The organism is Burkholderia lata, assembly GCF_902499335.1.
Lineage (GTDB): Bacteria > Pseudomonadota > Gammaproteobacteria > Burkholderiales > Burkholderiaceae > Burkholderia > Burkholderia lata_B.
The window spans coordinates 323,919-349,358 of the sequence record NZ_CABVQK010000005.1; the positions used below are offsets into that span (position 1 = coordinate 323,919).

At 68.1% G+C, this 25,440-nt stretch carries 21 protein-coding genes and 1 pseudogene; 8 read left to right on the plus strand and 14 right to left on the minus strand.

What is annotated here, in order from left to right; all coding sequences use genetic code 11:
• Positions 1-29: 29 nt before the first annotated feature.
• The 3 genes from BCO18175_RS14540 to BCO18175_RS14550 all read right to left on the minus strand — a co-directional run bounded on the left by BCO18175_RS14540 (position 30) and on the right by BCO18175_RS14550 (position 2,715).
• Positions 30-920, minus strand: a complete 891-nt coding sequence (locus tag BCO18175_RS14540) for a cupin-like domain-containing protein (RefSeq protein ID WP_174981844.1) — start codon at positions 918-920, stop codon at positions 30-32.
• Positions 921-948: 28 nt separating this feature from the next.
• On the minus strand, positions 949-2,376 hold the full coding sequence (locus BCO18175_RS14545; RefSeq protein ID WP_174981846.1) for an MBL fold metallo-hydrolase: 1,428 nt from the start codon (positions 2,374-2,376) through the stop codon (positions 949-951).
• A 129-nt stretch (positions 2,377-2,505) separates the two neighbouring features.
• Positions 2,506-2,715, minus strand: a complete 210-nt coding sequence (locus BCO18175_RS14550) for an MbtH family protein (protein WP_174981847.1) — start codon at positions 2,713-2,715, stop codon at positions 2,506-2,508.
• 332 nt (positions 2,716-3,047) lie between these two features.
• Between BCO18175_RS14550 and BCO18175_RS14555 the strand changes: the two genes are divergently transcribed.
• Positions 3,048-3,848 carry a thioesterase II family protein gene (locus BCO18175_RS14555; protein ID WP_174981849.1) on the plus strand — a complete coding sequence of 267 codons (801 nt, stop codon included), beginning with the start codon at positions 3,048-3,050 and terminating at the stop codon, positions 3,846-3,848.
• Between the two features lie 66 nt (positions 3,849-3,914).
• On the opposite strand, the gene BCO18175_RS14560 is transcribed toward BCO18175_RS14555, so the two are convergent.
• Positions 3,915-4,616 (minus strand): TetR/AcrR family transcriptional regulator, encoded by a 702-nt coding sequence (locus tag BCO18175_RS14560; protein WP_174981850.1) that lies wholly within the window; start codon positions 4,614-4,616, stop codon positions 3,915-3,917.
• A gap of 53 nt (positions 4,617-4,669) precedes the next feature.
• Between BCO18175_RS14560 and shc the strand changes: the two genes are divergently transcribed.
• Positions 4,670-6,724 carry a squalene--hopene cyclase gene (shc, locus tag BCO18175_RS14565; protein ID WP_174981852.1) on the plus strand — a complete coding sequence of 685 codons (2,055 nt, stop codon included), beginning with the start codon at positions 4,670-4,672 and terminating at the stop codon, positions 6,722-6,724.
• A 25-nt stretch (positions 6,725-6,749) separates the two neighbouring features.
• On the opposite strand, the gene BCO18175_RS14570 is transcribed toward shc, so the two are convergent.
• On the minus strand, positions 6,750-7,412 hold the full coding sequence (locus tag BCO18175_RS14570) for an ankyrin repeat domain-containing protein (RefSeq protein ID WP_174981854.1): 663 nt from the start codon (positions 7,410-7,412) through the stop codon (positions 6,750-6,752).
• A gap of 201 nt (positions 7,413-7,613) precedes the next feature.
• Here BCO18175_RS14570 and BCO18175_RS14575 point away from each other — a divergent pair, with 201 nt between their 5' ends.
• A complete protein-coding gene (locus BCO18175_RS14575; protein ID WP_438820497.1) occupies positions 7,614-7,985 on the plus strand; it encodes a cupin domain-containing protein in 372 nt (123 codons plus the stop codon).
• A gap of 122 nt (positions 7,986-8,107) precedes the next feature.
• Positions 8,108-8,995, plus strand: a complete 888-nt coding sequence (locus tag BCO18175_RS14580; protein ID WP_174981857.1) for a LysR substrate-binding domain-containing protein — start codon at positions 8,108-8,110, stop codon at positions 8,993-8,995.
• A 12-nt stretch (positions 8,996-9,007) separates the two neighbouring features.
• On the opposite strand, the pseudogene BCO18175_RS14585 reads toward BCO18175_RS14580, so the two are convergent.
• The 5 genes and pseudogenes from BCO18175_RS14585 to ampC form a co-directional block, all read right to left on the minus strand.
• A pseudogene (locus BCO18175_RS14585) lies at positions 9,008-9,690 on the minus strand (HAD family hydrolase).
• 141 nt (positions 9,691-9,831) lie between these two features.
• Complete coding sequence (locus BCO18175_RS14590) at positions 9,832-11,973, minus strand: phosphocholine-specific phospholipase C (RefSeq protein ID WP_174981859.1); 2,142 nt, start codon at positions 11,971-11,973, stop codon at positions 9,832-9,834.
• Between the two features lie 37 nt (positions 11,974-12,010).
• The gene (locus tag BCO18175_RS14595; RefSeq protein ID WP_174981862.1) at positions 12,011-12,271 is read right to left on the minus strand and encodes a hypothetical protein; all 261 of its coding nucleotides are present in this window, start codon (positions 12,269-12,271) and stop codon (positions 12,011-12,013) included.
• 12 nt (positions 12,272-12,283) lie between these two features.
• Positions 12,284-14,404 carry a hypothetical protein gene (locus tag BCO18175_RS14600; protein WP_174981864.1) on the minus strand — a complete coding sequence of 707 codons (2,121 nt, stop codon included), beginning with the start codon at positions 14,402-14,404 and terminating at the stop codon, positions 12,284-12,286.
• Between the two features lie 163 nt (positions 14,405-14,567).
• Positions 14,568-15,737 (minus strand): class C beta-lactamase, encoded by a 1,170-nt coding sequence (gene ampC / locus BCO18175_RS14605; RefSeq protein WP_174981866.1) that lies wholly within the window; start codon positions 15,735-15,737, stop codon positions 14,568-14,570.
• On the opposite strand from ampC, the gene BCO18175_RS14610 reads away from it, so the two are divergent.
• The 4 genes from BCO18175_RS14610 (at position 15,736) to BCO18175_RS14625 (ending at position 20,436) form a co-directional block, all read left to right on the plus strand.
• Positions 15,736-16,032, plus strand: a complete 297-nt coding sequence (locus BCO18175_RS14610; protein ID WP_174981868.1) for a hypothetical protein — start codon at positions 15,736-15,738, stop codon at positions 16,030-16,032. The genes ampC and BCO18175_RS14610 overlap by 2 nt on opposite strands.
• Before the next feature lie 317 nt (positions 16,033-16,349).
• Positions 16,350-17,657: a hypothetical protein gene (locus BCO18175_RS14615; RefSeq protein ID WP_174981870.1), complete on the plus strand. Its 1,308-nt coding sequence runs from the start codon at positions 16,350-16,352 to the stop codon at positions 17,655-17,657.
• Complete coding sequence (locus tag BCO18175_RS14620; RefSeq protein ID WP_174981872.1) at positions 17,651-18,433, plus strand: DUF1266 domain-containing protein; 783 nt, start codon at positions 17,651-17,653, stop codon at positions 18,431-18,433. Before BCO18175_RS14615 ends, BCO18175_RS14620 begins: the two co-directional genes overlap by 7 nt.
• A 14-nt stretch (positions 18,434-18,447) precedes the next feature.
• A complete protein-coding gene (locus BCO18175_RS14625) occupies positions 18,448-20,436 on the plus strand; it encodes a DUF4034 domain-containing protein (protein WP_254608075.1) in 1,989 nt (662 codons plus the stop codon).
• Between the two features lie 45 nt (positions 20,437-20,481).
• On the opposite strand, the gene BCO18175_RS14630 is transcribed toward BCO18175_RS14625, so the two are convergent.
• From BCO18175_RS14630 to BCO18175_RS14645, 4 genes are all read right to left on the minus strand, one after another.
• The gene (locus BCO18175_RS14630) at positions 20,482-21,294 is read right to left on the minus strand and encodes an alpha/beta fold hydrolase (protein ID WP_174972326.1); all 813 of its coding nucleotides are present in this window, start codon (positions 21,292-21,294) and stop codon (positions 20,482-20,484) included.
• A gap of 70 nt (positions 21,295-21,364) precedes the next feature.
• Complete coding sequence (locus BCO18175_RS14635) at positions 21,365-21,832, minus strand: hypothetical protein (protein ID WP_174972328.1); 468 nt, start codon at positions 21,830-21,832, stop codon at positions 21,365-21,367.
• A 373-nt stretch (positions 21,833-22,205) separates the two neighbouring features.
• Positions 22,206-22,466, minus strand: a complete 261-nt coding sequence (locus BCO18175_RS14640; protein ID WP_174981442.1) for a hypothetical protein — start codon at positions 22,464-22,466, stop codon at positions 22,206-22,208.
• Between the two features lie 16 nt (positions 22,467-22,482).
• On the minus strand, positions 22,483-25,371 hold the full coding sequence (locus BCO18175_RS14645) for a glycoside hydrolase family 2 protein (protein ID WP_174981876.1): 2,889 nt from the start codon (positions 25,369-25,371) through the stop codon (positions 22,483-22,485).
• Positions 25,372-25,440: the final 69 nt, after the last annotated feature.

Sequence of the window (25,440 nt, forward strand, 5' to 3'; positions counted from 1 at the left end):
GATAGAACGAACGGCGTGGCGCCGGCGCATCAGCGCGGCATCGACATCGGCTTGCCGGCCGTGCCGGTCGCGCGGCCCCACCGGCGCGCGAGCGCCTGCCACAGGCTCGCGAGCTCGACCCGGCAGAAGGTCCGCACGGCGCGGGGCGACCACCACCAGTAGTTCACGTTGATCGAATCGCTCAGCGATTCCACGTAGTGCCACCAGCCGGGCGGCAGGTACAGCACGTCGCCCGCCTCCAGCACGAAGTCGTGGCGCGGCGCCGACTGCACGCGCGGAAACAGCACCGGGTCCGGATCGCTCATGTCCACCGGGCTGAAGATCACCGGCAGATCGCGGCGCTGCCGGTAATACACGTTGGCGGACTGCCCGGGCGCGAACAGCACCCAGCGCTTGCGGCCGTACACCTGTACGTTCAGGTTCTCATGCCGGTCGAAATGCATCGGCGACGAGATCCCTTCGGGGCCGAGCCAGAAGCCCGGCCGCAACACCAGCCTGCGCCGCAGCCAGTGCGGCATCCAGCCGGGAAAGCCGTGCTGCTCGTGCAGCGGCGCGATGTCGTCCTTCAACTCCGGCGCCGTCGAATAGATCGCCGCGTAGGTGATGTACGCGGTGCGGGCGCTGCCCTGCGCCTGCATCGCCCGGATCGTCGCGCCGAGGCGCGCGGTCTCGTAGCGGCGCGCGCCCAGGTAGAGATCCGGTTGCGTCGGCGTCGGCGACAGCTGCGACGTCTCCACCGTGATCTCGTGCTCGCCGTAGCGCTCGACGAAGAAATCCGGCGTCCAGCGCGTGCGCGCGGGCCATGCTTCGATGAATCCTTCCAGCACGGCCGGATGCTTCAGTCCGGCCAGAACGTCGCGCATGCTCCGGCTGCCGTCGTAGCGAATTCGCGGCATCGGCACAATCTTGCTGCCAGTCATCGTGGGGCTCCTGTCGACAGGAAGAAAATCAGGACACCTGCCAATCGCCGTTGTGGCGCAGCACGTCGCCGGGCAGCCAGCGAATCACGCGGGTGTCGCCGCCGAGCGCGCCGATGCGCGCGTCGATCTGGTCGAGCGTGTCGGCTTCCGCGGGCTCGCCGTTGATCCAGCCGATGTCGCCGATCTCGGTGGCGATGCCGCAGAACCCGTTCGCATACGGCGCGAACGCGCGGGCGCCGGCGCGCGCGCAGAGCTCGCCGATACCGGACGGGCCGAGCGTGATGGACGGGCCGTCGCCCGCTTCCGCGATGCGCGGCAGGCGTTGCAGTTCGGTCATCGGCAGCACCATCCAGAACGTGAACAGGCCCTGCCAGAACGGCGCCTTGCGCAGCTCGCGGCAGCAGCTCAGGACCAGGTCGGGCCGGCCGCGCCGGGCGACGGACCGGTCGATCACGTCCATCACCGAGCCCTTCGCGTCCTCGCCGCTGTCGACGAGCAGGATCACCGAGAACTGCGGCGTCGTGACCCGGTAGCAATTGCCCCAGTTGCGCACGTCGTGCGGCGGCACGGCCGCGCCGATGGTCGGCTGCTCGCCGTAGAACGGCAGGATGTCGATCTCGATGTCGCCGATCCGCACCGTCTCGCCCCAGCCGGGCGCGAGCACCGTCTGCCCGACGTCGCGCAGCGACTGCTGCATGTCGTCCTGCGCCAGCAGCGATGCGACCGGGATGTGCGGCACGATGACCGGCACCGACCCGTCGCCGCCGTGCCGCAGGATCGTCGGGACGTGCCAGTGGTCGAGATGCCCGTGCGTGACGAGCATGCCGTCGATCCGCTGACCCAGGTTGGACGGCGCGCGATCGAGATCGGGCAGGCCGACGTTGCCGCCGATCGCGAGGCTGATCGGGTCGGTCAACAGGCGGGTGGTTTCGGAGGCGATCAGCAGCGACGCGTGTTCGAGCCGCTGGATGCCCGGGCCGTCGAACGCCGGCCACGCCAGCGCCGCGTCGCCCGAGGGCCGTTCGCAGCCGAGCAGGCGGGGATCCGCGTACAGCTCGGACAGCGGCTGCCAGTGGTTGCGCTGCAGCGCGTCGCGCAGCGCGTTCGCGAGCTGCGGCACGTCGCCGGCGGCGGTGTCGAGCACGATCGGCTCGCCGTGCTGCGGCGCGAGCGCGAGCGTCCAGCGGTCGCGGCGCTGATGCAGATCGTAGAGCAGCGCACGGCTCGCGATGCAGCCGCCGGCCGCCACCGAATCCGGATCGAACAGCTCCTCCAGGAACGGATAGCGCGCAATCGCGTCGCGCAACAATGCGGCGCAGGCGGCCGGCTCGAATTTCGCTTCCATGAATTGCTGCATGAGTGCGTCCTGCCGCTCGATCAGCAGGCCCAGGTCATGCGCGCGCGAAGCCAGAATGCCTGTATTGAGGAAGACCCCCAGGCGATCATCGACAAACATGGTGTGTTTTACCCTCGGATTCTCTCGGCGAAACGCAGCATGCTCCCGCGCGCCCCGTCACCGGGCCGCGAGATGCCGCATCGTTCCTTTATCTTTTTGTGCGTCTTGCGTGGCGCGACGCGTCGACAATCAGGCCGACAGCGCGACCCGGACGCTCAATGGCCGCATGTCGGTCCAGTTGGCGTTGATCCATTCGAGACAGGTGTCCCGCGTTCCCGACGGGCCCGCCGCCCGCCAGCCTTCCGGCACATGCTTGTCGTCAGGCCAGATCGCGTATTGCTCCTCGTGATTGACGACCACCTTGAAAACGGCGTCGTTTTTCGGCATTTCGGCTTCCATGTCTCTCTCGTTTCAATAATCGATCAAGCGTGTCACACGCATAACATGATTCGATATTTCTATAAAAACAGCACGCCCGACCAAGCCGGACAACGATGCAAGCACTTTGAAATCGAAGCGAGCAGACTTTACCATAACCCATCTAAAAACAATTACATTTCTATTGCATAAAAACTGAATAAATCATAATCGGGGATCACCAATAATCACTTCCATTGTTTCATAAATATGTGAACAGATAGAAAGCGACGTGCCTTTTCGATTAAATCGATAATCGGCAGAATTGTTTGAAAAGTTTGTATGGTTCGTTTTTTAAAGCGGAGTCTCGAAGCATGGCCTTGCTACCCAGTACCCTCACCATTCCGCGCGAGCGCCCGACGGCTCGGCACCGGCTGCTGGTGTTCCATCACGCGTGCGGCGCGGCGGCCAATTACTACCGGTGGGGGGCGTCCTTCCCGGACGATATCGAGGTATGGCTGATCGAACTGCCCGGTCGCGGCAAGAGCCTGGGCACGCGCGCGATCGATACGTTATCCGAACTGATCGACTTCCTGCGGGCCCTCCGGCCGCTGCTGCCACGCGACTACTCGGTGTTCGGCCACAGCATGGGGGCGCTGATCGCGTATTGTTTCGCGCGCGACATGGCGCAACTGGGGCATCCACCCGTCTGGCTCGGCGCGTCCGGCACGGATGCGCCGTTCTACCCGCATCGCCACGTGCCGCTCGATGGCGCGCCGGTTCACCGGCGCAATGACGCGGAAATCGTCGACTATGTCGTGTCGCTCGGCGGCACGCCGCGCGAAGTGGTCGAACACGACGCGCTCCGGGCGATGCTGCTGAAGCTGGCCAAGGCGGATTTCCGCGTGGTCGAGGCGTGCTTCCCGCTGCCGTCCGCGACGGCGCTACCCTGCCCCGTTACGGTCTTCTCGGGCCGCGACGACACGTTGCTGAGCCCCGCCGGGCAACGCGACTGGTTGCGCGCGTCGCGGCACACGGTCAGCTTCCGCGAGTTCGACGGCGGGCACTTCTATCTATTGGAAAACCCGGCCGTCGTTCAGCACGCGATCGGCGAGGCGTTGGCCGATGCGGTGCGGTGCGACACCGCTGAGGCTTCGGCCAGCCAGTGCCGCTGAGCGGCGCGCGCCGTGATGCCGGCAGTCGCGCAGTCGCCAGGGCGGCCGGGCGCCACCGCGCATGCATCACGCGGCGCCGTCGCGCCCCTTCGGAAACACGCCGTGGCTCATCGCGTCGAGCTGCCGGACGATCTCCGTGCGCAACTCGGCCGATACCTCGACGCTGTCGAGCAGTTTCGAGATCCACAGCCCGTCGGCGGCGAGCCGGCAGATCATCAAGGTCGCGGCCTGCTCGAGCGGCACCGGGTCGGGCCGCGTCCATTCGCGCATCGGCACCGACCATCGCTCGCGCGTGTCCTGGTCGGTAATCATCGACGCAACCAGCACGCGCAGCACATCGGTGCTCGCGGCCGGATGCGACTCGTCCAGCACCGCATGCACGTACGCCCGTGCCGCCGCACCGGCGCCGTCGGCATCCGCCGCCACCCGCGCGACCATCTGCGCGGCGAACCGCTCGGTCGCCTGACCGAACAGCGCATCCAGCAACCCCTGCTTGTTCGCGAAGTGATACTGCAGCGCGCCCTTCGTCACGCCGGCGCGCTCGGCCACCGCATCGAGCGTCAACGCGGCCACGCCGTGATGTGTCGCGATTTCCGATGCGGCTGCCAGCAACTGCGCGCGCACCTGATCAGGCGCTTTTTTTCGACGCACGCCGGCGGTGGCGACGGCCGGCGCCGAGGATGCCTCAGGCGCCCGCGCACCGGCCGTTCCAGCCGGTTCGACGGGCGCGGACGCATCGTGCGGCGCGGGTTCGAGGTGTGTTTTCATGGTGCGGATGGTAGCACCCGGGCGTCTCGATATAAACATTCCGGCCGGATGGTATGATCCGCCGCATGACTACACCCACCCCTTCCCCCTGGTCCGCGCTCGACACCGCCATCGCCCGTGGACGCGACGCCCTCATGCGTCTCCAGCAGCCCGACGGCAGCTGGTGTTTCGAACTCGAATCCGACGCGACGATCACCGCGGAATACATCCTGATGATGCATTTCATGGACAAGATCGACGACATCCGCCAGGAGAAGATGGCGCGCTACCTGCGCGCGACCCAGCGGCTCGACACGCACGGCGGCTGGGCGCTGTACGTCGACGGCGATCCGGACGTGTCGTGCAGCGTAAAGGCGTACTTCGCGTTGAAGGCGGCCGGCGACAGCGAACACGCGCCGCACATGATCCGCGCGCGCGACGCGATCCTGAAGCTCGGCGGCGCGGCACGCTCGAACGTGTTCACGCGCATCCTGCTCGCGACGTTCGGCCAGGTGCCGTGGCGCGCCGCGCCGTTCATGCCGATCGAATTCGTGCTGTTCCCGAAGTGGGTGCCGATCTCGATGTACAAGGTCGCGTACTGGGCGCGCACGACGATGGTGCCGCTGCTCGTGCTGTGTTCGCTGAAGGCGCGCGCCCGCAATCCGCGCAACATCTCGATCCACGAGCTGTTCGTCACGCCGCCGGACGAGGAGCGTCAATACTTCCCGCCCGCGCGCGGCATGCGCAGGCTGTTCCTCGCGCTCGACCGCACGGTGCGTCATGTCGAGCCGCTGATGCCGAAGGGCCTGCGGCAGCGCGCGATCCGCCATGCCGAGGCGTGGTGCGCGGAGCGCATGAACGGCGAGGACGGGCTCGGCGGCATCTTCCCGCCGATCGTGTATGCCAATCAGATGATGCAGGTGCTCGGCTACCCGGACGATCACCCGCTGCGTCGCGACTGCGACGCTGCGCTGGACAAGCTGCTGGTCACGCGGCCCGACGGCAGCATGTATTGCCAGCCGTGCCTGTCGCCGGTGTGGGATACCGCATGGAGCACGATGGCGCTCGAGCAGGCGCGCGGCGTGGCGGTGCCGGAAGACGGCGAGCCGGACGACGCACGGCGCGCACTCGACGCACGCATCACGCGCGCATACGACTGGCTGGCCGAACGACAGGTGAACGACCTGCGCGGCGACTGGATCGAGAACGCGCCGGCCGACGTTCAACCGGGCGGATGGGCATTCCAGTACGCGAACCCGTATTACCCCGACATCGACGACACGGCAGTCGTCACAGCGATGCTCGATCGCCGCGGCCGCACGCATCGCAACGCGGACGGCACGAACCCGTATGCGCCGCGTGTCGCGCGCGCGCTCGACTGGATGCGCGGGCTGCAATCGCGCAACGGCGGCTTCGCGGCGTTCGATGCCGACTGCGACCGCCTGTACCTGAACGCGATCCCGTTCGCCGATCACGGCGCACTGCTCGATCCGCCGACCGAGGACGTGTCGGGCCGCGTGCTGCTGTGCTTCGGCGTGACCAAACGTGCGGACGAACGCGCGTCGGTCGCGCGCTGCATCGACTACGTGAAGCGCACGCAGCAGCCCGACGGCAGCTGGTGGGGCCGCTGGGGCACGAACTACATCTACGGTACGTGGAGCGTGCTGGCCGGCCTCGCGCTTGCCGGCGAGGACAAGTCGCAGCCGTATATCGCCCGCGCGATCGAATGGCTGCGCTCGCGACAGCATGCGGACGGCGGCTGGGGCGAGACGAACGACAGCTATATCGACCCGAAGCTGAGCGGCACCAATGGCGGCGAGAGCACGTCGAACTTCACCGCGTGGGCGCTGCTCGCGCAGATGGCGTTCGGCGACTGCGAATCCGATTCGGTGAAGCGCGGCATCGCGTATCTGCAGTCGGTCCAGCAGGAAGACGGCTTCTGGTGGCACCGCTCGCACAATGCGCCGGGCTTTCCGCGCATCTTCTACCTGAAGTATCACGGCTATACCGCGTACTTCCCGCTGTGGGCGCTCGCGCGCTATCGGCGGCTTGCGGGTGCGGCGGCAGCACGGGCTTCGGCCCCGCGCGGTGCTGCGGCAGTCGCCGCAACGGACACGGCCGTCGCCTGAGCGGTAACGTGACGGCGCAACGCCGTCACACGAAGCCTTCATCGACCAGCGTGCTGCCGTGCGCCGTGATCTCGTGCCGCTGGCCCGAGCCGCCGACCACGCGGCTCCAGCTTGCGGATACGAGCACGGCTGCGGCGCCGTCGGTGCGCAGCGCATAGTCGAACCCGCCGTACATGCCCGGCACCGCGAACCATACGCGTTCGGCCTGCGCGCCGAGTTCAAGCAGCGGTTCGAGTTCGGGCAGGCGCAGCGCGTCGACGCGCAGGTGGGCGATGCGGCCGCGAATCATGTCGTGGAAGTGGCGCTGGATGTCACGCAGCGTTTCGTCGGGCACGAAGCGTCGCGGCTGCGGCGTCAGCAGATCGACGAGATGTCGATGCCCGCGCTGCTCGGCAATATCGACCGGGCGTGCACCACGTGCATCGCGCAGCATGCGCCATGCGCCGAGCTGCAACAGCTCGACGACAACCTCTTTCGGCGCGCCGCTGTAAGCCGCCTGATGCAGCAGTGTATAGAGCGACGAGCCGCCCAGCCGTGTCGTGTTGACGAGCCTGGACTGTTTCGCAACGAGATCCAGCATCGTCGCCCAGTCGCCGTTGCGTGCAGCATCGGCCAACGCGTGCCGGCGCGCGACCTCCGCTTCGTCAAGTACGTCGGCGCGCGTGATTCCATCCCATGTGAGGCTCAACCGTCTCTCCTTTCGTCTCTCGCGCATGCAGCTGCCGCGTCGTCCGCTGATCATAAGCGTTCGTCAAGGCCGTGCGATCGCGCATCGCCACGCCGGGCCGTGATCCCGCGACGCCGGCAACCGCCAATCCCTCGCGCAAATATGGAATCATGCGAACGCGCCATCGGCGCGTTCATTTCACTTCGACGAAGGATGCCAGCCGTGCTCGACATTTCCGCCATCACCGATGCCCTCACCCCGAACGGCGAACCGGTGCAATACCGCGTGCCGCCCGAGAAGCTGATTGCCGGCGACCCGCTGCAGACGCTCACCCCCGGCTTCGCGAGCCCGTGCGGCCGCTTCTCGACCGGCATCTGGGAAAGCACGCCCGGCTGCTGGCACGTCGCGTACACCGAAGCCGAATACTGCGAGATCCTGGAAGGCACGTCGGTGATCACCGACGAGGAAGGCAACGCGAAAACCCTTCGCGCCGGCCATCGCTTCGTGATTCCGCCGGGCTTTCGCGGCACGTGGGAAGTCGTCGAACGCACACGGAAAATCTTCGTCGCCTACGACGAGCAGCCGCCCGAATAAGCGGTGACCGCGGCGCGGTGCACGCCACATCGCGCCCCAATTTGCCACGCACATCCACGCCGATGACATGGAATTGACACACGCGGCCGGTAATTTCCGCTCGTCTCGTCCAGTGTGTCGCCATGCTTGCCCTGCTTCTCGCCGCCTTCTACGAAACCGCCCGCCAGGGAAGCGTGACCGCGGCCGCGAAGCGCCTCGACGTGAGCCAGCCGACGATCACGTCGCGCATCCAGCAGCTCGAGCGCCATTACGGCGTCGAGCTGTTCCATCGCCGCGGCAACCGTCTCGATCTCAGCGACGCAGGCGCGTCGCTGATGCCGATGATCGGCCAGATGCTGCAGATGGAGAACGATATCGATTTCGCGCTGCGCAACGAGCGCGAACTGCATACCGGCAACCTGCGCGTCGGCACCACCGGCCCGTTCTACATCCTGCCCGCGATCGCCGCGTTCCGGCGCCAGTATCCGGCCGTGAAGATCAGTATCGAGATCGGCAACTCGCAGCAGGTGCTCGACGCGCTCGTCGATTTTCGCTGCGATGTTGCCGTGTCGTCGCAGCGCGACGACGATCCGCGTTTCGTGCGGCATACGATCGCGAACGATCCGCTCGTGCTGGTCGTGCACCGTTCGCATCGGCTCGCCGCGCGCGAGTCGGTCGCGCTCGCCACACTGGCCGGCGAGACGCTGCTGCTGCGCGAAGCCGGCTCGCGCACGCGCGCGCTGATGGAGCACGTGCTGAAGCACGCGGGCATCGGGCTGCCCGCGAACGCGATCGAGCTCGGCAGCCGCGAAGCGATCCGCGAAGCCGTGCGGCACGACATGGGCTGCACGCTGATGCCGCGCGGCGAGGTCGGCGCGCATCCGGAACTGCGCGCGGTCGCGTTCGTCGACGATCTGCCGCCGATGCACGAATACCTGTACTACCTCGACGCGCGCGCCGGCACGCGGCTGATTACCGCGTTCATGGCCAACGTCGAACGCCACGACGAAAGCACGCGGGCCCGCGCGTGACAACGCGTGTGCTCACACCGTTTCGAACAGCTCCACGATCTGCCAGTCACGTGCCGTCGCCAGCACACGCAGCCGCTCGTCCGGATTGGTTGCGACCGCATCGGTGACGCGCTCGAGCAGCGGGATGTCGTTGTGCGAATCGCTGTAGAACCAGCTGCGCTCGAAGTCGGACCACGCGAGCCCGAGTGACGCGAGCCACGCGTCGGTACGCACGATCTTCCCTTCCCGATAGCTCGGCACGCCGGCCGCCCCGTATAGCGCGAATCGGGGCGCCCGTCGACGGTTTCGAGCTCGCACGCGATCAGCGCATCGATGCCGAACGCGCGCGCGATCGGCCGCGTGATGAACGCATTCGTCGCGGTGACGACGCAGCACAGGTCACCGCGCGCGCGATGATGACGCACGAGCTCGAGCGCGGCGGGCGAGATCGCGGGCCGCACGACGTCGGCCATGAAGCACGCGTGCCAGTGCGCGAGACGTTCCCGCGAATAGCGGGCGAGCGGCGCGAGCATGTTGCACAGGTGCGCATGGATGTCGAGCGTGCCGGCCGCGTAACCGGCCGAGAACGCGGCGTCGATGCGGGCGAATTCGGCCGCGTCGATAAGGCCATGCTCGACCATGAAATGGCCCCAGGCCTGGTCGCTGTCGAACGGAATGAGGGTGAAGTCGAGATCGAAAAGCGCGAGTTGCGTCATCGAATGAAGCGTCGTGTGAACGGGAATGAATGAAAAACGCGCGGCCCCGTCGAATCGAGGCCGCGCACAAAAAGCCGCCGGCGCGGGTCGGCGCGCCGGCGGCAACCGGTGATGCGACGCCGGCCGTGCGGCCGGCGCCCGTCAGCTGGACACGCCCATCGCCGGATCGCTGATGCTGTCCTTGCCGGTCTCGACGCGGCCCGCGAAGCGGCGCACAAGGCCGTTCTCGGCCGTCAGCGTGAAGTCGTACCAGCCGCTCGACGCGGCAAGCGTCCAGTACGGCTCGACCTGCATCCCGGCCGGTACCGCGTAACTCCACGGGCCGTCGGTGCGATACGCGTTCGACGTGACCGTGACCTGGCTCGCCGCGTTGCCGACGTTCATGATCGTCAGGTACACGGCGTCGTTCGCCGGGTCGTAGCACACGCGGATCTCCGGCACGGGCCCGCTCGCCGCCTTCGCGACGTTGCCCTGGAATTCGCGCAGGAAGCCGTTCGGCCCGAGTACCCACAGATCGTAGTTGCCCGCATCGTCGGCCACCGCGCGCCACGAATCCGACAACTGCTTGCCCGCCTCGACCGTATAGCGGCGCGGCGCGCGATCGAGATGCAGCTTGTCGTACACGTGGAACACCGCACCGGCCGTGCCGGTATTGCTGAACGTGAGCCACACCAGCCCGCCCGATACATCGGCGCTCGCGCTCGTGTGCAGCTCGTACGGCAGCGCGCGCGACGGACGCGTGCCGGCCGGCTGCGTCGGCATCTGCTGCGAACCGACCGACGGCACCGGCACCGCGCCCTGCAGGCTTTGCTGCACGTGCTGCGCATCGGCCGCGGCCTTGGTCGGCGCCGGGAACGACGTCGTCGGGTTGCCGTTCGGGTTCTTGAAGTTGAAGGCCGACGTCAGGTCGCCGCACACCGCGCGACGCCACGGGCTGATGTTCGGCTCCTGCACGCCGAAGCGCTGCTCGATGAAGCGCAGCACCGACGTATGGTCGAACACCTCGGAGTTGACCCAGCCGCCCGTGCTCCACGGCGACACGACGAACATCGGCACGCGCGGTCCCGGCCCGTACGGGCGTCCGTCCGGCGCGAGCGGCGACGAATCGCCGGGCGGATTCGGCACGGTGAAGTACTCGTACTGCGTGGTCACGGTCGACTTGCCCGCGTACGTGCCGTCCGCGTTGCGCGACGGCGCGTTCGGCGGCGGCATGTGATCGAAGAAACCGTCGTTCTCGTCGTAGTTCACGATGAGCACGGTCTTGCTCCACACGTCCGGGTTCGCGGTCAGCGTGTCGAGCAGGCGCTGCAGGTAGTACGCGCCCTGCCCCGGCGTCGACGCGCCCGGGTGCTCGCAGTACGCGGTGGGCGACACGATCCAGCTCACCTGCGGCATCCGGTTCGCCGCGATGTCGTCGGCGAGCGACTGCAGGAAGCCGCCGTCGGGCATCGTGTTGCCGATCCCCTTGTACAGCGGCGACAGCGCTTCCATCGCGGGCGTATAGGGCGCGTTCGGCGAGCCCGGCACCGTCTCGTTGACCTTGCGGAACGTCGCGAAGCCCGCGAGCGGGTTGTCGGTGTAGTTGTCCGGCATGTTCTGGTAGACCTTCCAGCTCACGGCGGCCGCCTGCAGGCGCTCCGGGTAGGTCGTCCACGTCAGGCCCGTCTTCGACGAACCGAGGCCGTCCCAGCCGTCGTTGTTCACGACGGCCACGTTCGACGATGCCGTCGGGCCGTTGGTGCCGGTCCACAGGAAGATCCGGTTCGAGTTGGTGCCGCCGTGCAGCGAGCAGTGATACGCGTCGCACAGCGTGAACGCGTTCGCCAGCGCGAAGTGGAACGGCAGGTCGGACTGGCGCAGATAGCCCATCGACGCGTCGCCCTTCGACGCGGGCCACGCGGTCATCCGGCCGTTGTCCCACGCCGAGTGCGAATCGGTCCACGAGTGCGCGCCGCCGACGAGCAGCGCGTTGCCCTTCGTGCTGTCGAGGTAGAACGGCAGCACCGGGCGCTTGCCGTCGTTCTGCTGCCACACGGGCGTGCCGCCCGGCTGCGGGATCGTCAGGCGGTCGCCGAAGCCGCGCACGCCGGGCATCGTGCCGAAGTAATGGTCGAACGAGCGGTTTTCCTGCATGAAGATCACGACGTGCTGCACGTCGTTGATCGTGCCGGTCTGGTTGTTGGCCGGAATCGCGAGCGCGCGCCGGATGGCCGGCGGGAACATCGAGAAGGCCGTGCCGGCGGCGGCGGCACGGAGAAACGAACGGCGGTCGATGGAAGTCATGGTCGAGAAGGAAGGTCGTCCCGGAAAGGCGCGCGCGTCACGGCGCGCAGCGCAGCTGCGAGTTCAGCAACGGCGACGGCAGCGCCGCCGTGCCCGACGCGGGGCACGGGCCGGCGCCCGGCGCCACGACGATCGGCACGGGCGCGCTCGCGCCGCCCGCGCCTGCCGGCGCGGCGTTCGCCTTCGCGGCGCTCGCGGCCGTGCCGCCCGAATCGTCGCCGCCGCAACCGGCGACCAGCGCGCTCAGCACGCAGGCGGCGAGCGCGACGCGCACGCGGCGCAGGTTCGTCATGTTCATGTCGGCACTCCGTCAGTGAAGGATCGTCGACAGCGGCTTGCCCGAGCCCGCGACCGACTGCAGTTCGGTTTCGGTCACGACGCGGTTCCACATCGCGACGTCGGAGAAGCTCTCCACGTTCGGCTTGACCGTCGTGCACGCGTTGACCGTGTAGCCGCCGCTGTAGTGGCTCGCCGGGTAACCGCACGCGAGCATGTGGTACTGGCCCGTGCCGTCCTCGTTCACGCCGAAGGTCTTCGTGCCGAGGCCCGGCAGCGCGGCCGCCGATACCGTGAGCGGCGTGCTCTGCTTCTGTTCGCCGAGCACCGGGTCGAACGTGTAGGCCGTCATCGTCTTGCCGACCGTGTCGATCACGAATGCCGCATACACCCACTGGTTCGCGCTCACGCTCATCGTCTTCAGGTCGTTGCGGGTCGTGCCGTCGCCCGCGTTGTACTGGATGTTGCAGGTGCCCGACGGCGCGCCCGATGCCTGCGGGAACAGCCCGATCGCGAGGCCCGCGTTCTTGCCGCTCTGCCAGTTCTTGTTCGCGAACACCGGCGTGCCGAAGCCGACCACGTCGGTACACGGCGTCTTCAGCCACATGCCGATCGTGAACTGCGCCTGTGTCGCGATATCGGCGTTCTGCACGAGCTTGTAGCCGTCGTAGCCGTTCGTGTCGACGGTCTGCGTCGTCACCTGCAGCGCCTGCCCGCCGAACGGATCAGTGGTCAGCGAACCGCCGTTCGCCGCGGCCGAGAACGGGCCCATCGTGCTCGCGTTCAGCGCATCGACGGCCGGCAGCGCACCGAACGGATAGTACGACGCAAGACCGTTCTTCAGCGTCGTCGCGAGCGGCGGCGGCGGGGGCGGCGGCGGCACGTACGCGATCCGCGCGATGTTGCCGAGCGGCGCACCGCCCGCCGTCACCACGTAGTCGAAGCTGTAGGTGCCGGCCGCGGTCAGGCCGAGATTGCTGTCGGTATAGCTCGTCGTGCCGGCCGGCAGCGTCGCGATCTGCCGGCCCGCGCGGTACACCGCGATCGCGCCGCTCGCGGGCGCCGCCCACGTCAGCACGACGCTGTGCCCGTCGGCACTCGCCGCGCCGGCGAGCTGCGACACCGGTTGCGTGCCGATCAGTTCGCCGCCGTCCATTTCATACGCGGACGGCGCGGGCAACGCGCCGAGCTGTGCAAGCACGGTCGGCGCGATATCGGCGATGCTGGCGCGCGTGTGCAGGTCGGCCAGCGACGCCGGCTGCGCGGCGCTGCCCAGCCGCCCGTTGTCAGCCTGGTTCATCGCGATGAAGGTCGTCGATTCGGACAGCAGCGGCAGGCCGTCGCTGCCGCCCGCCGCGTTCAGGCCATGGCCGCCGGTGACGACGACCAGCCAGTTCTCCTTGTTGCGCTTCGCGGTTTCGGCCACGAGCGCACCGACGGCCGCGTCGAGCTGCTGCAGCGTGTTCGCGTACGCCGACGCGCCGAGGCCGTAGTTCAGCGCCGCATCCTGCGCCGAGTGGTACTGCGCGACGACGAGCGAGTAGCCCTGCTGGATCATCGTGGCGCCTTGCTGCGTGACGCAGCTGTCGACCGCCGCGCAGTTCGCGAGCGTATCGAGACTGCCCGCGTTGCGCCCGGCGGTCAGCAGCGACGCGAGCGCCGGCGACCCGACGGCCGCGCCGAGCAGGCCCGCGCTCGCGGTCTTCAGCGTGTCGAAGGTGGTGGGCGCCTGCAGCGCCTGGTTCGGTGCATCGGACAGCACCTGGTGACGGTTGCCCCACGCGCCGGTGAGCAGCGTGGCCCAGCTCGGCGTGTCGAGGTTCGGCTGCTGCGACAGCAGGCCGTTGACGCCGCCGCTGTAGGCGGGCGCGACGTGCAGCTTCGCGAGGTTCGGCAGCGTGCCGGCCGCGATACCGGCCGTCAGCGCCGCATAGGTGACGCCGTCGAGCTCGATCACGAGCGCGCGGTTCGTGACTTGCTGGCCCGGCGGGTTGCCGCCGTTGCCCTTGCCGTTATCGGTGCCGCCGGACCCGCCGGCCGCGTTCGTCGACGCGCCTGCCGCGCCGCCCGAGCCATCCATGTTGCCGCCGCACGCGCCGAGCGCGCCGACCAAGGTCAGCCCGCACAGCAGCCGCGCGAGAGTGGTCTTCCTCATGTTTCCCCCTGACTGGACTATCCGGACACGCCCGGAGATCTGCCCGGATTCTGCTCAGGGGATGCGATGCACGTATTTCGTTTTGCAGAAGCGTGCCGATACAGGTATCAGGTTTTTTGGGGAGGGCCGGCCAGGTGGCACGACTGGCCCTCCCGTGGAAACGTTACCGTCGGCCGTCGAGCGCTCCGAGGATTCCGTACGCGGCCTTCACGCGGTCCTCGTTCGGATAGCTGCGGTTCGCGAGCATCACGATCGCGATCCGCTTCGACGGGACGAACGCGACATAGGTACTGAAGCCGTTGGTCGAGCCCGTCTTGTTGATCCACGTATCCGCGCTCGGCGCGAGCGGCGGCTTGATCGCGGCGGCCGGTAACCCGTCGCGCAGCATCTTCATCGAGTTGCCTTCGAGCAGCGTCGGCAGCGCGACCGGATACGGATACTGTTCCCAGATCAGGTCCTGCGTCAGCGGCCCCGAGCGGAAATAGCCGGTGTGCGTGCGTTCGAGCGCGCGCTGCAGGCGCGGCGCGGTTTCGATCAGCCCCATGTTCGCCTGCACGAAGCGCAGCAGGTCAGCCGCCGTGGTCCGCACGCCGTAGGCCGGCTGCCACAGCATGCCGCCCGTCATCCGCATCGGCTTGCCGTCCTGCGTATAGCCCTGTGCGTAGTCGGCCTTGCGTGCTTCCGGCACGTTGATGTACGTGTGCGTCATGCCGAGCGCGGGAAAGAGCCGCTGCTCCATCAGCGCCGAGAAATCCTTGTGCATCGCCTTCGCGGTGAGCCAGCCGAGCATGCCGACCGACACGTTCGAATACGTGCGGTACGTACCCGGCGCATGCGCGGGCCGCCACGCGTCGAGATAGCGGATCAGGCCCGCGTCGTCGCGGATGCTGTCCGGCACCTGCACCGGCATGCCGCCGGACGTGTGCGTGCCGAGATCGCGCAGCGTCACGACGCCGAACGGCTTGCCCTGCAGCGCGGGCAGGTACTTGCCCACCGGGTCGGCCAGCGACAGTTCGCCGCCCTCCTGCGCGTCGGCCGCGAGTGTCGCGGTCAGCGTCTTGCTGACGGAGCCGATTTCGAACAGCGTGTCGCCGGTGACGGGCTTGCCGGTTTGCGTCGACATCACGCCGTAGTCGAACACGTAGGGCTTGCCGTCGGCGACGATGCCGATCGCCATCCCGGGAATCGCGTACTGCTTCATCAGCGGCGCGATGTGACGGGTCACGGTGTCGTGAAGGTCGTCCTGCGTGGCGGCGGCCGCACGGCCGGCCGTGGCGGTGGCGCACGCGGCGACGAACAGGGTCGCGGCGAAGCGTGTCGCGTTGAATCGCATGGTTGCGGTTCCTTTTATTTCTGATGGTTGCGTGGACAACGGATCCGGCCGCGCCATGCGTAAATCGCGGCGGCCGGTCTGCCGAAGCAGGACTATCTCCTGTCAGCCGGCCGCCAACAATCGACGATATGTTGCGCGAGCCGAAAGAAAAACTTATGGGATACGCGAAGCCTCGACTCAACCGGACGTTATTCCAGGAACGCTCGCCGGTTTGCCGGAAAAAATCGTCGGTTTTAACGGCATTCAATCCGGCGACCGAATCGCACCGCACCGAAAATCGCTGAAAAAGAGATAAGTCTTGTCAGATCCGCATACGCGGGCACGCAGCATGATTGATTCACCCGCGCGGATCGCAGTAGACTCGCGGAAGCAAAAAATAAGATCCATCCTGAGAGAAACAATGAATCGCCATTCGCTGATCGCCCGCTCCCGCGTCATTGGCTGCCGCCCGGTCGCGTGATTTTCACGCATCGACCGCCCCGCAGCGAAACCACGCAACGCCGCCGCGCCCCGCTCGCGCGCCCGTTCGCCGCTTCGCCCGCCAGCCGAAAGAACCGCCAGGGTCCCGCGCGTACCGTCCGCGCACGCCCTGCCTGACCGGAGAGGGACCCCGTGACCGAAACCGTGGCCGCGCCCGCCTATCGGCCGCGCGATGTCGTCAATGCGCCCGACATCAAGGCAGCCATCGCACGCCGCAGCACCGAGCGCGGCGATCCGGCCGAGATCCGCGCGTGGCTCGGCAACCATTTCTTCCGCTGGGTCGTCGGCGCGTTCGAACAGGCGCGGCCGCTCGATTCGCTGGCCGACTACCGCGCACTCGCCGGTGCCGACCGGCCCGCGCCCGACTGGCTCGTGCGCCGGTTCCGCCCGCAACCGGCATCCGGCGCAGCGGCCGATCCGGTACCGCTGCCGGCCGTCGAGCCGAAGCCGCTCTACTTCATCGATCCCGACCACATGCTGCTGACCGACCGAGAGCGCGTGCTGGTCGAATTCCTGCGCTCGCGCGCCGGCACGCGGCTCGCGCAGAAGCTGCAGCGCATCACGTGCGCGATGGCGCTCGACATGTGGGAGCGCGAGCACCAGCGGATGCAGGCGCGCCGCGACAAGGGCTGGGTGCCGAGCAGCGGCCTCGCGCTGCGCGAGGTGCTGCGCACGCCGAACGGGGTCGTGTTCGAATTCGCGGGCGATCACGCGGCGCTGCGCGAGGAACTCGCCTACGAGTCGTACTACATGCAGCATTGCCTCGGCCAGTTCGCCGATCGCCGCCGGCTGCGCGGCGGCTACGGCGAACAGTATGCGCAAGCCGCGCAGGAAGGACGACTGCGCCTGTTCACGCTGCGCGGCGCGGGCAACCAGCCGCACGTGACGATCAGCCTGCAGGTGACCGGTAACGGCCTGCGCATCGACCAGATCAAGGGCAAGCAGAACCGCCATCCGGTGCGCCGCTACGCCGACGACGTCCGCCAGTTCCTGCGTGCGCTCGGGCCGCGCGGCGAACGCCATCCCGATTGCGAAGGCATGGGGCTCGTGTTCGAGCCGGAGACGACCGGCGCGGCCGTCGGCGCATGGACGTTCGTCACCGACGTGCGCTCGCCCGACCATCTGCTGAGCGTGATGAGCGAGAACTTCCACCTGATCGAACATTTCCCGCAACCGCCCGCCGTGCTGCAATGGCTGCTGCTGCGCAACGCGCCCTATGCGCTCGGCCAGCTCAGGCAGATCGACCCGGCCGTCGCGGCGGCCGCGCGGCATGCGTTGCCGGCCGATGCGTTGCCGGCCGATGCGCTGCCGGCCGCGCGCGACCCGGACGCGCCGCCGGCTGATACGACAGCCTTTGCGATCGAAGGCATCCCGATCGATCCCGCGCTGTGCGCGGCGCTGGTGTTTCCCGCGACGGCGGACGGGAGCGCGTCATGCTGAAACTGCTGATCGGCACGGCCGCACTATGGCTCGTGTGGTACGTGTGGCGTTCATTCCGTGTCGCCGCGCGGATGGTGCGCGAAGTCGACGCCGACCAGGCCGCAGGCGCCGACACCGCGGTGCCGGTCCGGCAGACCGCAGCGGTCTCGCACGCGCGCACGCGCGCCGACCAGGCGCCGCCGAACCGCCGCCGCTGGTCGCTCGCACTTGCCGACATCCTGCTGATCCGCAACGGGCTGCGCTGCGATTGCGACGACCTCGTGTACGCGCTGCCCGACGCGCAGCGCGACAAGCTCGCCGCCCAGTTGCGGCGCGAACTCGACTTGCCGGCCGACCTGCCCGAGTGGCAGATCGTGCAGCGCGTGCCGTCGATCCTCGCCAGCTGGATACGCGGCGTCGGCCGCTCGCACGAGGGCTTCTATGAGCAGCTCGCGGCTGAAGGCCGCGTGCGCGACGCGCTGGCGTTCGATTGCGCGCGCACCGCGCTCCTCGTGCGCTGCATCGCGCTGCTCGGCTGGGCGTCCGAACAGCACGCGTGGATCGTGCTGCTGCTCAATGCTCAGCGCGCGCAGGACAGCTTCGACAGCTGGGAAGACTTCGGGCTCGCGTATGCGCGCGCACGCCAGCACTGGCTGCGCGGCAGCGGCCAGGACGGCCCCGCGTCGTCGCGCGCCACGCAGGAGGTGCGCGAGCACCTGCGCAATCCGTCCGGAAACTGGCTTTCGCTGCCGTGGAAGCGCTACCGCATCTTCGATCCCCAACCCGTTTCGTCATGACCGCCGACACCGACATGTCCTCCGTTCCCGCCGACCTGATTCCGCCCGCGAAGTCCCGATGGTTCATCTGCGATGTCGACACGCTGCTGCGCGCGGGCGATTTTGCCGCGCTCGACACGCAGCTCGACGCCGCGCTCGCGGCCAGCTTCACCGACCGCACGGCCGAAGCGCTGTACGTCGACGCACTGCCGGCCGACGTGCAGCCGTGCATCGAAGCCGGCGCCGAAGGCCTCGCGCGCCTGCACGCATGGCAGGCCGCGAACCCGCGCTCCGCCCATGCGTGGCTGTGCGAAGCGCATTACTGGCATCACTGGGCCTACGAATATCGTGGCGGCGGCTGGGCCGAGACGGTGACCGAAGCCGGCTGGATCTGCGCGCATGCGTGCGCGACGCTGACGATCGTCGCCGCGCTGCGCGCACTGGTGCTCGCGCCGACGATGTGGAGCGCGCCGAAGGTGATCTTCACGAGCGTGTCGTCGTTCGGCGAGCCCGAGTGGCTCACGCAGTTCGTGCGCGAGCGCCGCTGGCCCGTCACCGAACTGCACCTGAATATCGGTGCCGAAGACGAAGCCACGCGCGCGGAACTGCAGCGCATGCTCGCGCCCTCCGGATTGAATCCCGACGTGCCGGTCGCCTGCCCGGCCGAATTTCCCGACGCGCTGCCCGGCCCCGTCCAGGGCAAGAAGCTGCGCAAGGAAAAGTGGTACTGGATGGAGGCAACGCTGCACATTCACCCGCACCAGTATTTCTCGATGCGCACCTTCATCTGGTACATGCAGCCGCGCTGGGGCGGCTCGCACGACCACGTCCGCGCGTTCGTCGCGTCCGACGCGTGCGCGCACCTCGACGCGGTCGAGAAGGACCGGCTGCTGCACGAGATCTGGCGCGACGACTACGCCGGCAATACGCTGGATTCGGATGACGACGACGACGATGCACGCCGCGCGATGGCCGCGACGCTCGCACGCGCGCAAGCCGCGTTGCATCCGTATCACCGCTGGGAAACGCTGCACTGGCTCGCGTACAGCCATTTCAAGCGCAACGAGTACGAACAGGCCTACGCGCGGCTTCAGGAAGCCGAACGCAACGAGCCGATCGACGACAACCGCGCAATGGCGATGGGTTTGCGGCTGATGCTCGGCCTTGATCCGCATGGCGACTGGCTGACCGGCGCGATCGAACGCGCATCGGACGCACGCGCCTGCACGTCGGCAATGATCCTGCGCGGCTATGCGCATCGCACCGGCACGTTCGGTTTCGCACAGGACGACGCGCGCGGCGATGCATGGCTGGAAGCCGCACGCCTGAACGAGCCCGGCTCGCTCGCATGGAACCAGCTCGCCACCGCGATGGAGTATGAAAACCGGCGCCCGGCCGATGCCATCGCAATCTGCCAGCTCGGCTACGAGGCGGGCGGCGATTCATGCGATTACCTGCTCGGCTGCTTCCACAGGGAAGGTATGCATGTCGAGGCCGACCCGTACCGCGCCGCCCACTACTTCCGCGAGTCGATGGAGGCCGGCGGCAACATGGCCGCGTATCGGCTGGGATACACGTACCACCACATCGGGCAGACCAGCACGGATCGGGCCGAACGCGCGCGCATGCAGGTCGAGGCCGTCGAGGCCGCGCGCAAGGCGCACCAGATGGGGCATACGGACGGTCTCGAGTGCATGCTGATGTTCATCGGCGACATCGAAGATCATGCGTCGCGCCATCGCTATGTCGACGAACTGCGCCAACATGCCGAAGCCGGCCATCCTGCCGCGATGGCCTCGTTGTCGTTCGTCCTGGCCGACATCAACGACAAGTCGCTTTACGACTATCGCGAAAGCGTGCGCTGGATCATGGGTGCGCAGGCCATCGCGCCGGACGACGACTACGTGCGCACCATCACGCGCGTCAGCCACGAGGACGGCATGCTCGGGAAGCTGCGCTACAAGCTGCAGCGCAAGCAGATCAAGGCGCACGAGATTCCCGGCGCCGACAACGCGATGGTGTGAGCAGGGCCGACGCACGTGCCCGCTCGCCGGCGGGCCGTGCGTGCATCACCCTGGAAGCCGGTCGAGGAACGCCAGCATCGCCGCATTGAACCGCGCGGGTCGCTGCAGCGGCGCGAAATGGCTCACGCCGGGCAAGGTCGTCAGCGTCGCGCCCGGAATGGTGCGCGCCAGGTACGCCGCATGCTCGGGCCGGATGAATTCGTCGTGCTCGCCGAGCACGATCGTGACCGGCACGGCGATCGCCGCGAGATCCCGCGCGCTGTAATCCGGTTGCGTGCGCATCATTTCGCTGACCGCCGCGACAAAGTCGTCGAACTGGTCCGGCGTCGCGGACAGCGCTGCGTAGTCCTTGCGATGCCGCGCGAAGCAGCGGTCGAGCAGCGGGCCCGGCACGAACTCCTTCGTCCCGCCCGGATCCATATTGCACGCGAAGAAGAACACGCCGGCCGCACGTTCCGGCGCGCGATCGGCCAGCACGAGCGCGATGCACGCGCCGTCGCTCCAGCCGACGAAGCGCGCACGATCGACGTGCAGCGCGTCGAGGACCGCGAGCACGTCCGACGCCATGCGTTCGTAGGAATACGGTTGGTCGTCGCGCGTGCTGCGGCCGTGGCCGCGGCTGTCGATCACGATCGCGCGGTAGCCGGCCGCGAGCAGCGCCGGCACCTGGTTGCCCCAGTTGCCGCCATGCCCGAGGCCGCCGTGCAGCAGCACGACCGCCGGGCCGCGGCCGAACGACGCGTGCCAGATGCGCGCGCCGTCGTGTTCCAGCCATCCTTGCTCATCGGCCGCCGGCAGCGGCGTGCCGCCTTGCGCGTCGAAGCGGGCGAGGTCGTCGTCGTCGAGTTCCGCATTCATCGTTCAGCCGTCCTGTCGAGGGAGACGCGCTTGCGATTGTAATGCGTGCGGCAATCTCGGCCGTAACGGGTCAGGCCTGCGTCGACACCAGCCCGCCCGCCTTCGAGCCGCCCGATTTCTCGAGCGCGGCCGCGAGTTGCGAGATCGCGGTCGAAAGCGCGCCCGAGATCGCACTGGCTTCCGCGCTCAGCGACTGCTGCTCGATCGCCGCCGCCGGGTCGTCCTTCGCGCGCTGGGCCGCACTGGCCATCTGCTGCTGCAGTGCCGCGAGTTGCTTCTGCAGCCGGTCGATCAGCGCCTTCAGTTGGCTGACCGCAGGGCTGTCCGACGACGCGCCCGATGCGCCGAGCGTTTCGCCGGTGGCGCCGGTCGAATCCTTCGTGCCCTTGGTGCCGGTCGCGTCAGTCGTGCTGGTCGTGCCATTGGTGCTCGTGGCATTCGTCGCGTCGCCGGTCGACGACGTCGCGGCGGGCTTGGTTGCGGTCGCACTGCTGTCGGCCAGCGGGGATAGCGTGGTCGTGGAGAAGTCGATCTGCATGATGTCGGTCCGTGTATTGGAATGGGTCGTGACGGAGTAAAAAGGGCCTTCCAGATTGTTTACGGCATTCGTCACACGAAACTTGAGTATCGGGGACGGACTGATTTAACCGAAGATCGCCGGGTTTTAGCAGCGAAAGGGCCAGATTGGCGGCACTGCGGCGCTGGTAAAATTGCGGCTTCGCCAGCGGGATTCGCGCGCGCCGGCCGCCTCCGGGCGCGAGCGCGCAACGCCGCCGGCCTCGACTCCCGCCCTTCCGGGCGCGGCACGCAACCCGTGCCGGCGCTACGGTCGCGGCCGCGCGGGTCGCCTTTTCCGTCCGCCTGCGTTTGCCGCTCGCCGATTCGAGCGGCGAACGCCGTGCGGCACGCGCTCACTTCATCACGCATTCGAGGAACACACGATGGCCCGCATCGGCGCCTTCTGCATCACGACGTGGCTTGCCGCCGCGATTCTCTACTTCGGCCAGCACTCCGTCGCGATGATCGTATTGAGCGGTGTCGTCGTATTCGGCGGGTTCGACCTGCTGCGTCCATAAGCGCTGGCGAGTCACGGCAAGCCGGCCGGCATGAAACGAACGCCGCGTGCTTTCACCCGGCGCTTCACCGGCTCGCTCCCGCTTGCGCGGCGTCACGCGGCACACGCCACCGTCAGCACGCGCCGAACGTCGGCACCGCCGGATCGACCGCCAGCGCGCGCTCGTTGAACACGACCGGCACGCCGCCAAGCCCCAGCCGGCAGTTCGGGCGATCGAGCCGCCACCCGTCGACGCGCAGCGCGACACGCGACACCGGCGCGCCGCTCGCATGCGGCAAGTCGATCGTGATCTGCCGCTTCCCGCCGGGTAAGAGATTCAGGTAGTTGTCGCTGTAGAACGCGGGCAGCACGCGCGCACCGGTCGACGGATCGAACACCTGCAGGTGCGTCATCAGCGCGACGGTGGCGCCGATGTTGGCGACGTCGACCGTGATGCGCGTCGTCACGTCGTCGGCCTCGGCCGACGATGCGCGGATCGCGACGGCCGCGCCCGGCATCGTGTCGAGCGACGTGTACGCGTTGTCGCCCCCGTCGCGTTGCCGCCAGTAAACGTTCTCCGCAAGCGTATTGCCGCCCGAATCGGTCAGCGCAAGCGCGACGATGCACACGTCCGACTTCGCGGCAGCCAGCGCCGACGCGAGGTTCGCCACCACGCGATACGACGCCTTCGCGACGCCGCCGACATCCGCGGCGGCCCGGCTGTTCAGCGTGCCGTCGAGGTTGTACACGCGCATCTCGACGCGGCCGGTGACGGCTGCCCCCGTGTGATTCGCGATCGTCACGTCGGCGGTATTCGCATCGAGAATCGCATTGACGCGGCGGCACCCGTGCTGCACCGCGAAGAACGACGCATGCGCCTCGAGGTCGTGGCTGTACATCTGCCACACGAAGCTCGGCTGCGCGGGGTTCGTCATCCACATGATCACGCCGGTGGCCGGCGACGTGATCTTCCCGGCCACCGGGCCGATCATCACGGCCGCGTTCGCCTCGTAGATCGAGCGGATGCATTCGTAGTTCATCATCTGCGCCTTGCGCACGAAATCCGCGAGATTCCGGATCGCGCCGTAGCGCAGCGCCGTCATCGCGATATAGCCGGCGCCGCCCTGCTTGCCGACCGCCGGGTAGTACGCGCCGTTGCCGTTCATGTCGCGGTCGGCCCAGAAGTCGTCCGGGCATTCGTACGAGCCGGGCGGCAGCATCGATTCGACGAATTCGAGCGTCGGGATCGAATGCGAGCCGACCTCGTTGTGAAACGCGACCGACGTCGTGCCGTAGCCGCGGCTGAACGCGGCCTGCGGCGATGCCCAGTTGTACGGGCCGCCGGACGAATAGCCGTTCACCGCGCCGGCACCCGTATCGCCGGCCGAACTCGTGAGGCACAGGCGCTGCGGGTCCAACTCGGCGACGAGCGCGTCGAGCCCCTTGACGAGTGCCGGCGGCGGCGACCCTTCGTTGCCGCCGCACCAGAGCAGGATCGACGGACGATGGCGGTTGCGTGCGATCACGTCGCGGATGTCGTCGAGATCGCGCGGCACGTTGGCCGGGCCCGACCCGTCTCCTTCGGTCGAGAAGAAGAAGTCCTGCCAGACGAGGATCCCGTAGCGGTCGCATGCGTCGAAGAAATCGTCGCTCGTGCTCTGCCCGTTCCAGTTGCGGATCAGGTTGAGATTCGCGTCGCGATGGAGCCGCACCTGGTTGAACAGCCGTGCGCGCGGAATGCGCTTCAGCGCTTCGTCGAGCCCCCAGTTGCCGCCCATCACGAGGATCGGCAGGCCGTTGACGGTGATGCTCAACTGCTGGCCCATGCCGATGTCGCGCGCATATTCGATTCGACGCAGGCCGACGTTCAGCGTGCGCTCGTCCGAGCGCCTGCGCGCCACCTCGACACCGACCGTCACCGCGTAGAGATTCGGCTCGCCATACCCGTTCGGCCACCACAGGCGCGGCTGCCTGATCGACAGCGCCGCGATATCCGACGACGTGAGCGACACCTTCGTCGTCGTGCTCGATGCGGGAATCCGGATGTCGTGGCGGAACGGCGCACCGTTGCCGATGGTGCCGACGACGGTCGCGACGAGGTCCGCGCCGGAGCCGTTGTCCAGTTCGAGATCGAGCCGCAGCTCGGCGCGCGACAGGTCGGTGGACAGCGTGTGCGCGACGTTGATTGACGCGATACGCACCGCGCCGGTCGTGAACCAGGTCACCGGCTGCCAGATGCCGAGTTCGCGATCGGGAATCGTCGGCAGCCAGTCCCAGCCCGCCGAGCAGAAGAACGTCGGCCCGTTCTTCAGCGTGACGCCGGTCGGCCCGCCGTTGCGTCCGCCGCGCGTGACGCCGCTCTTGTAGCTCGGCAGCAGCGGCCCTTCCGAGAAATCCAGCCTGACGACGCGCACCGCGAGACTGGCCGCGCCGCCCGCCTGCGGCACGAGCCGCGAGATGTCGAACGCGCCCTGCTTGAACGCGCCCTCCAGCCTGCCGACGAGCGCACCGTTCAGCCAGACCTCGGCGCAGTAATTGACGCCGCCGAAACGCAGCCACAGCCGCTGCCCCGGCTGCCTTGCCGGCGCCGCGAAGGTCGTCCGGTACCAGTAGTCGGTGTCCTTCAGCGTATCGGGAACGGTGTCGGTGACGATGCGGCCGTAGAACGGATCGGGATACTTGCCGTTGACGATCATGCTGTTCAGCACGGTGCCGGGCACCGTCGCCGGCGCCATGCCCGTCACGCCGGCCGCGCCCGACAGTTGCGCCCCGCCGGCGCCCGACAGGCTGCTCGCTGGTGCGAACGTCCAGTTCGCGGCGAGTTCCTGCGCGGCCAGCAGGCTGTGCTCGGGGTCGCTCGGCACGCCCGGCACGGTGGGCGTGACCGTTGCGGGGCCGTCTGCGCCCGGCGTGCCGGCGGCGCCCGAAACAGGATCGATATCGCCATTGCAGCCAGCAAGCCAGCCCGTGCCGACGAATGCGGCGCTGTAAGACAGGAATTTCCGGCGCGCTTTCGATTTCATCTTGTCGTTCTCCCGGATGACGTCGTCTCGACGGGCGCGCAGGGTGCCCCCTGCGCACGCCCGCCTGCG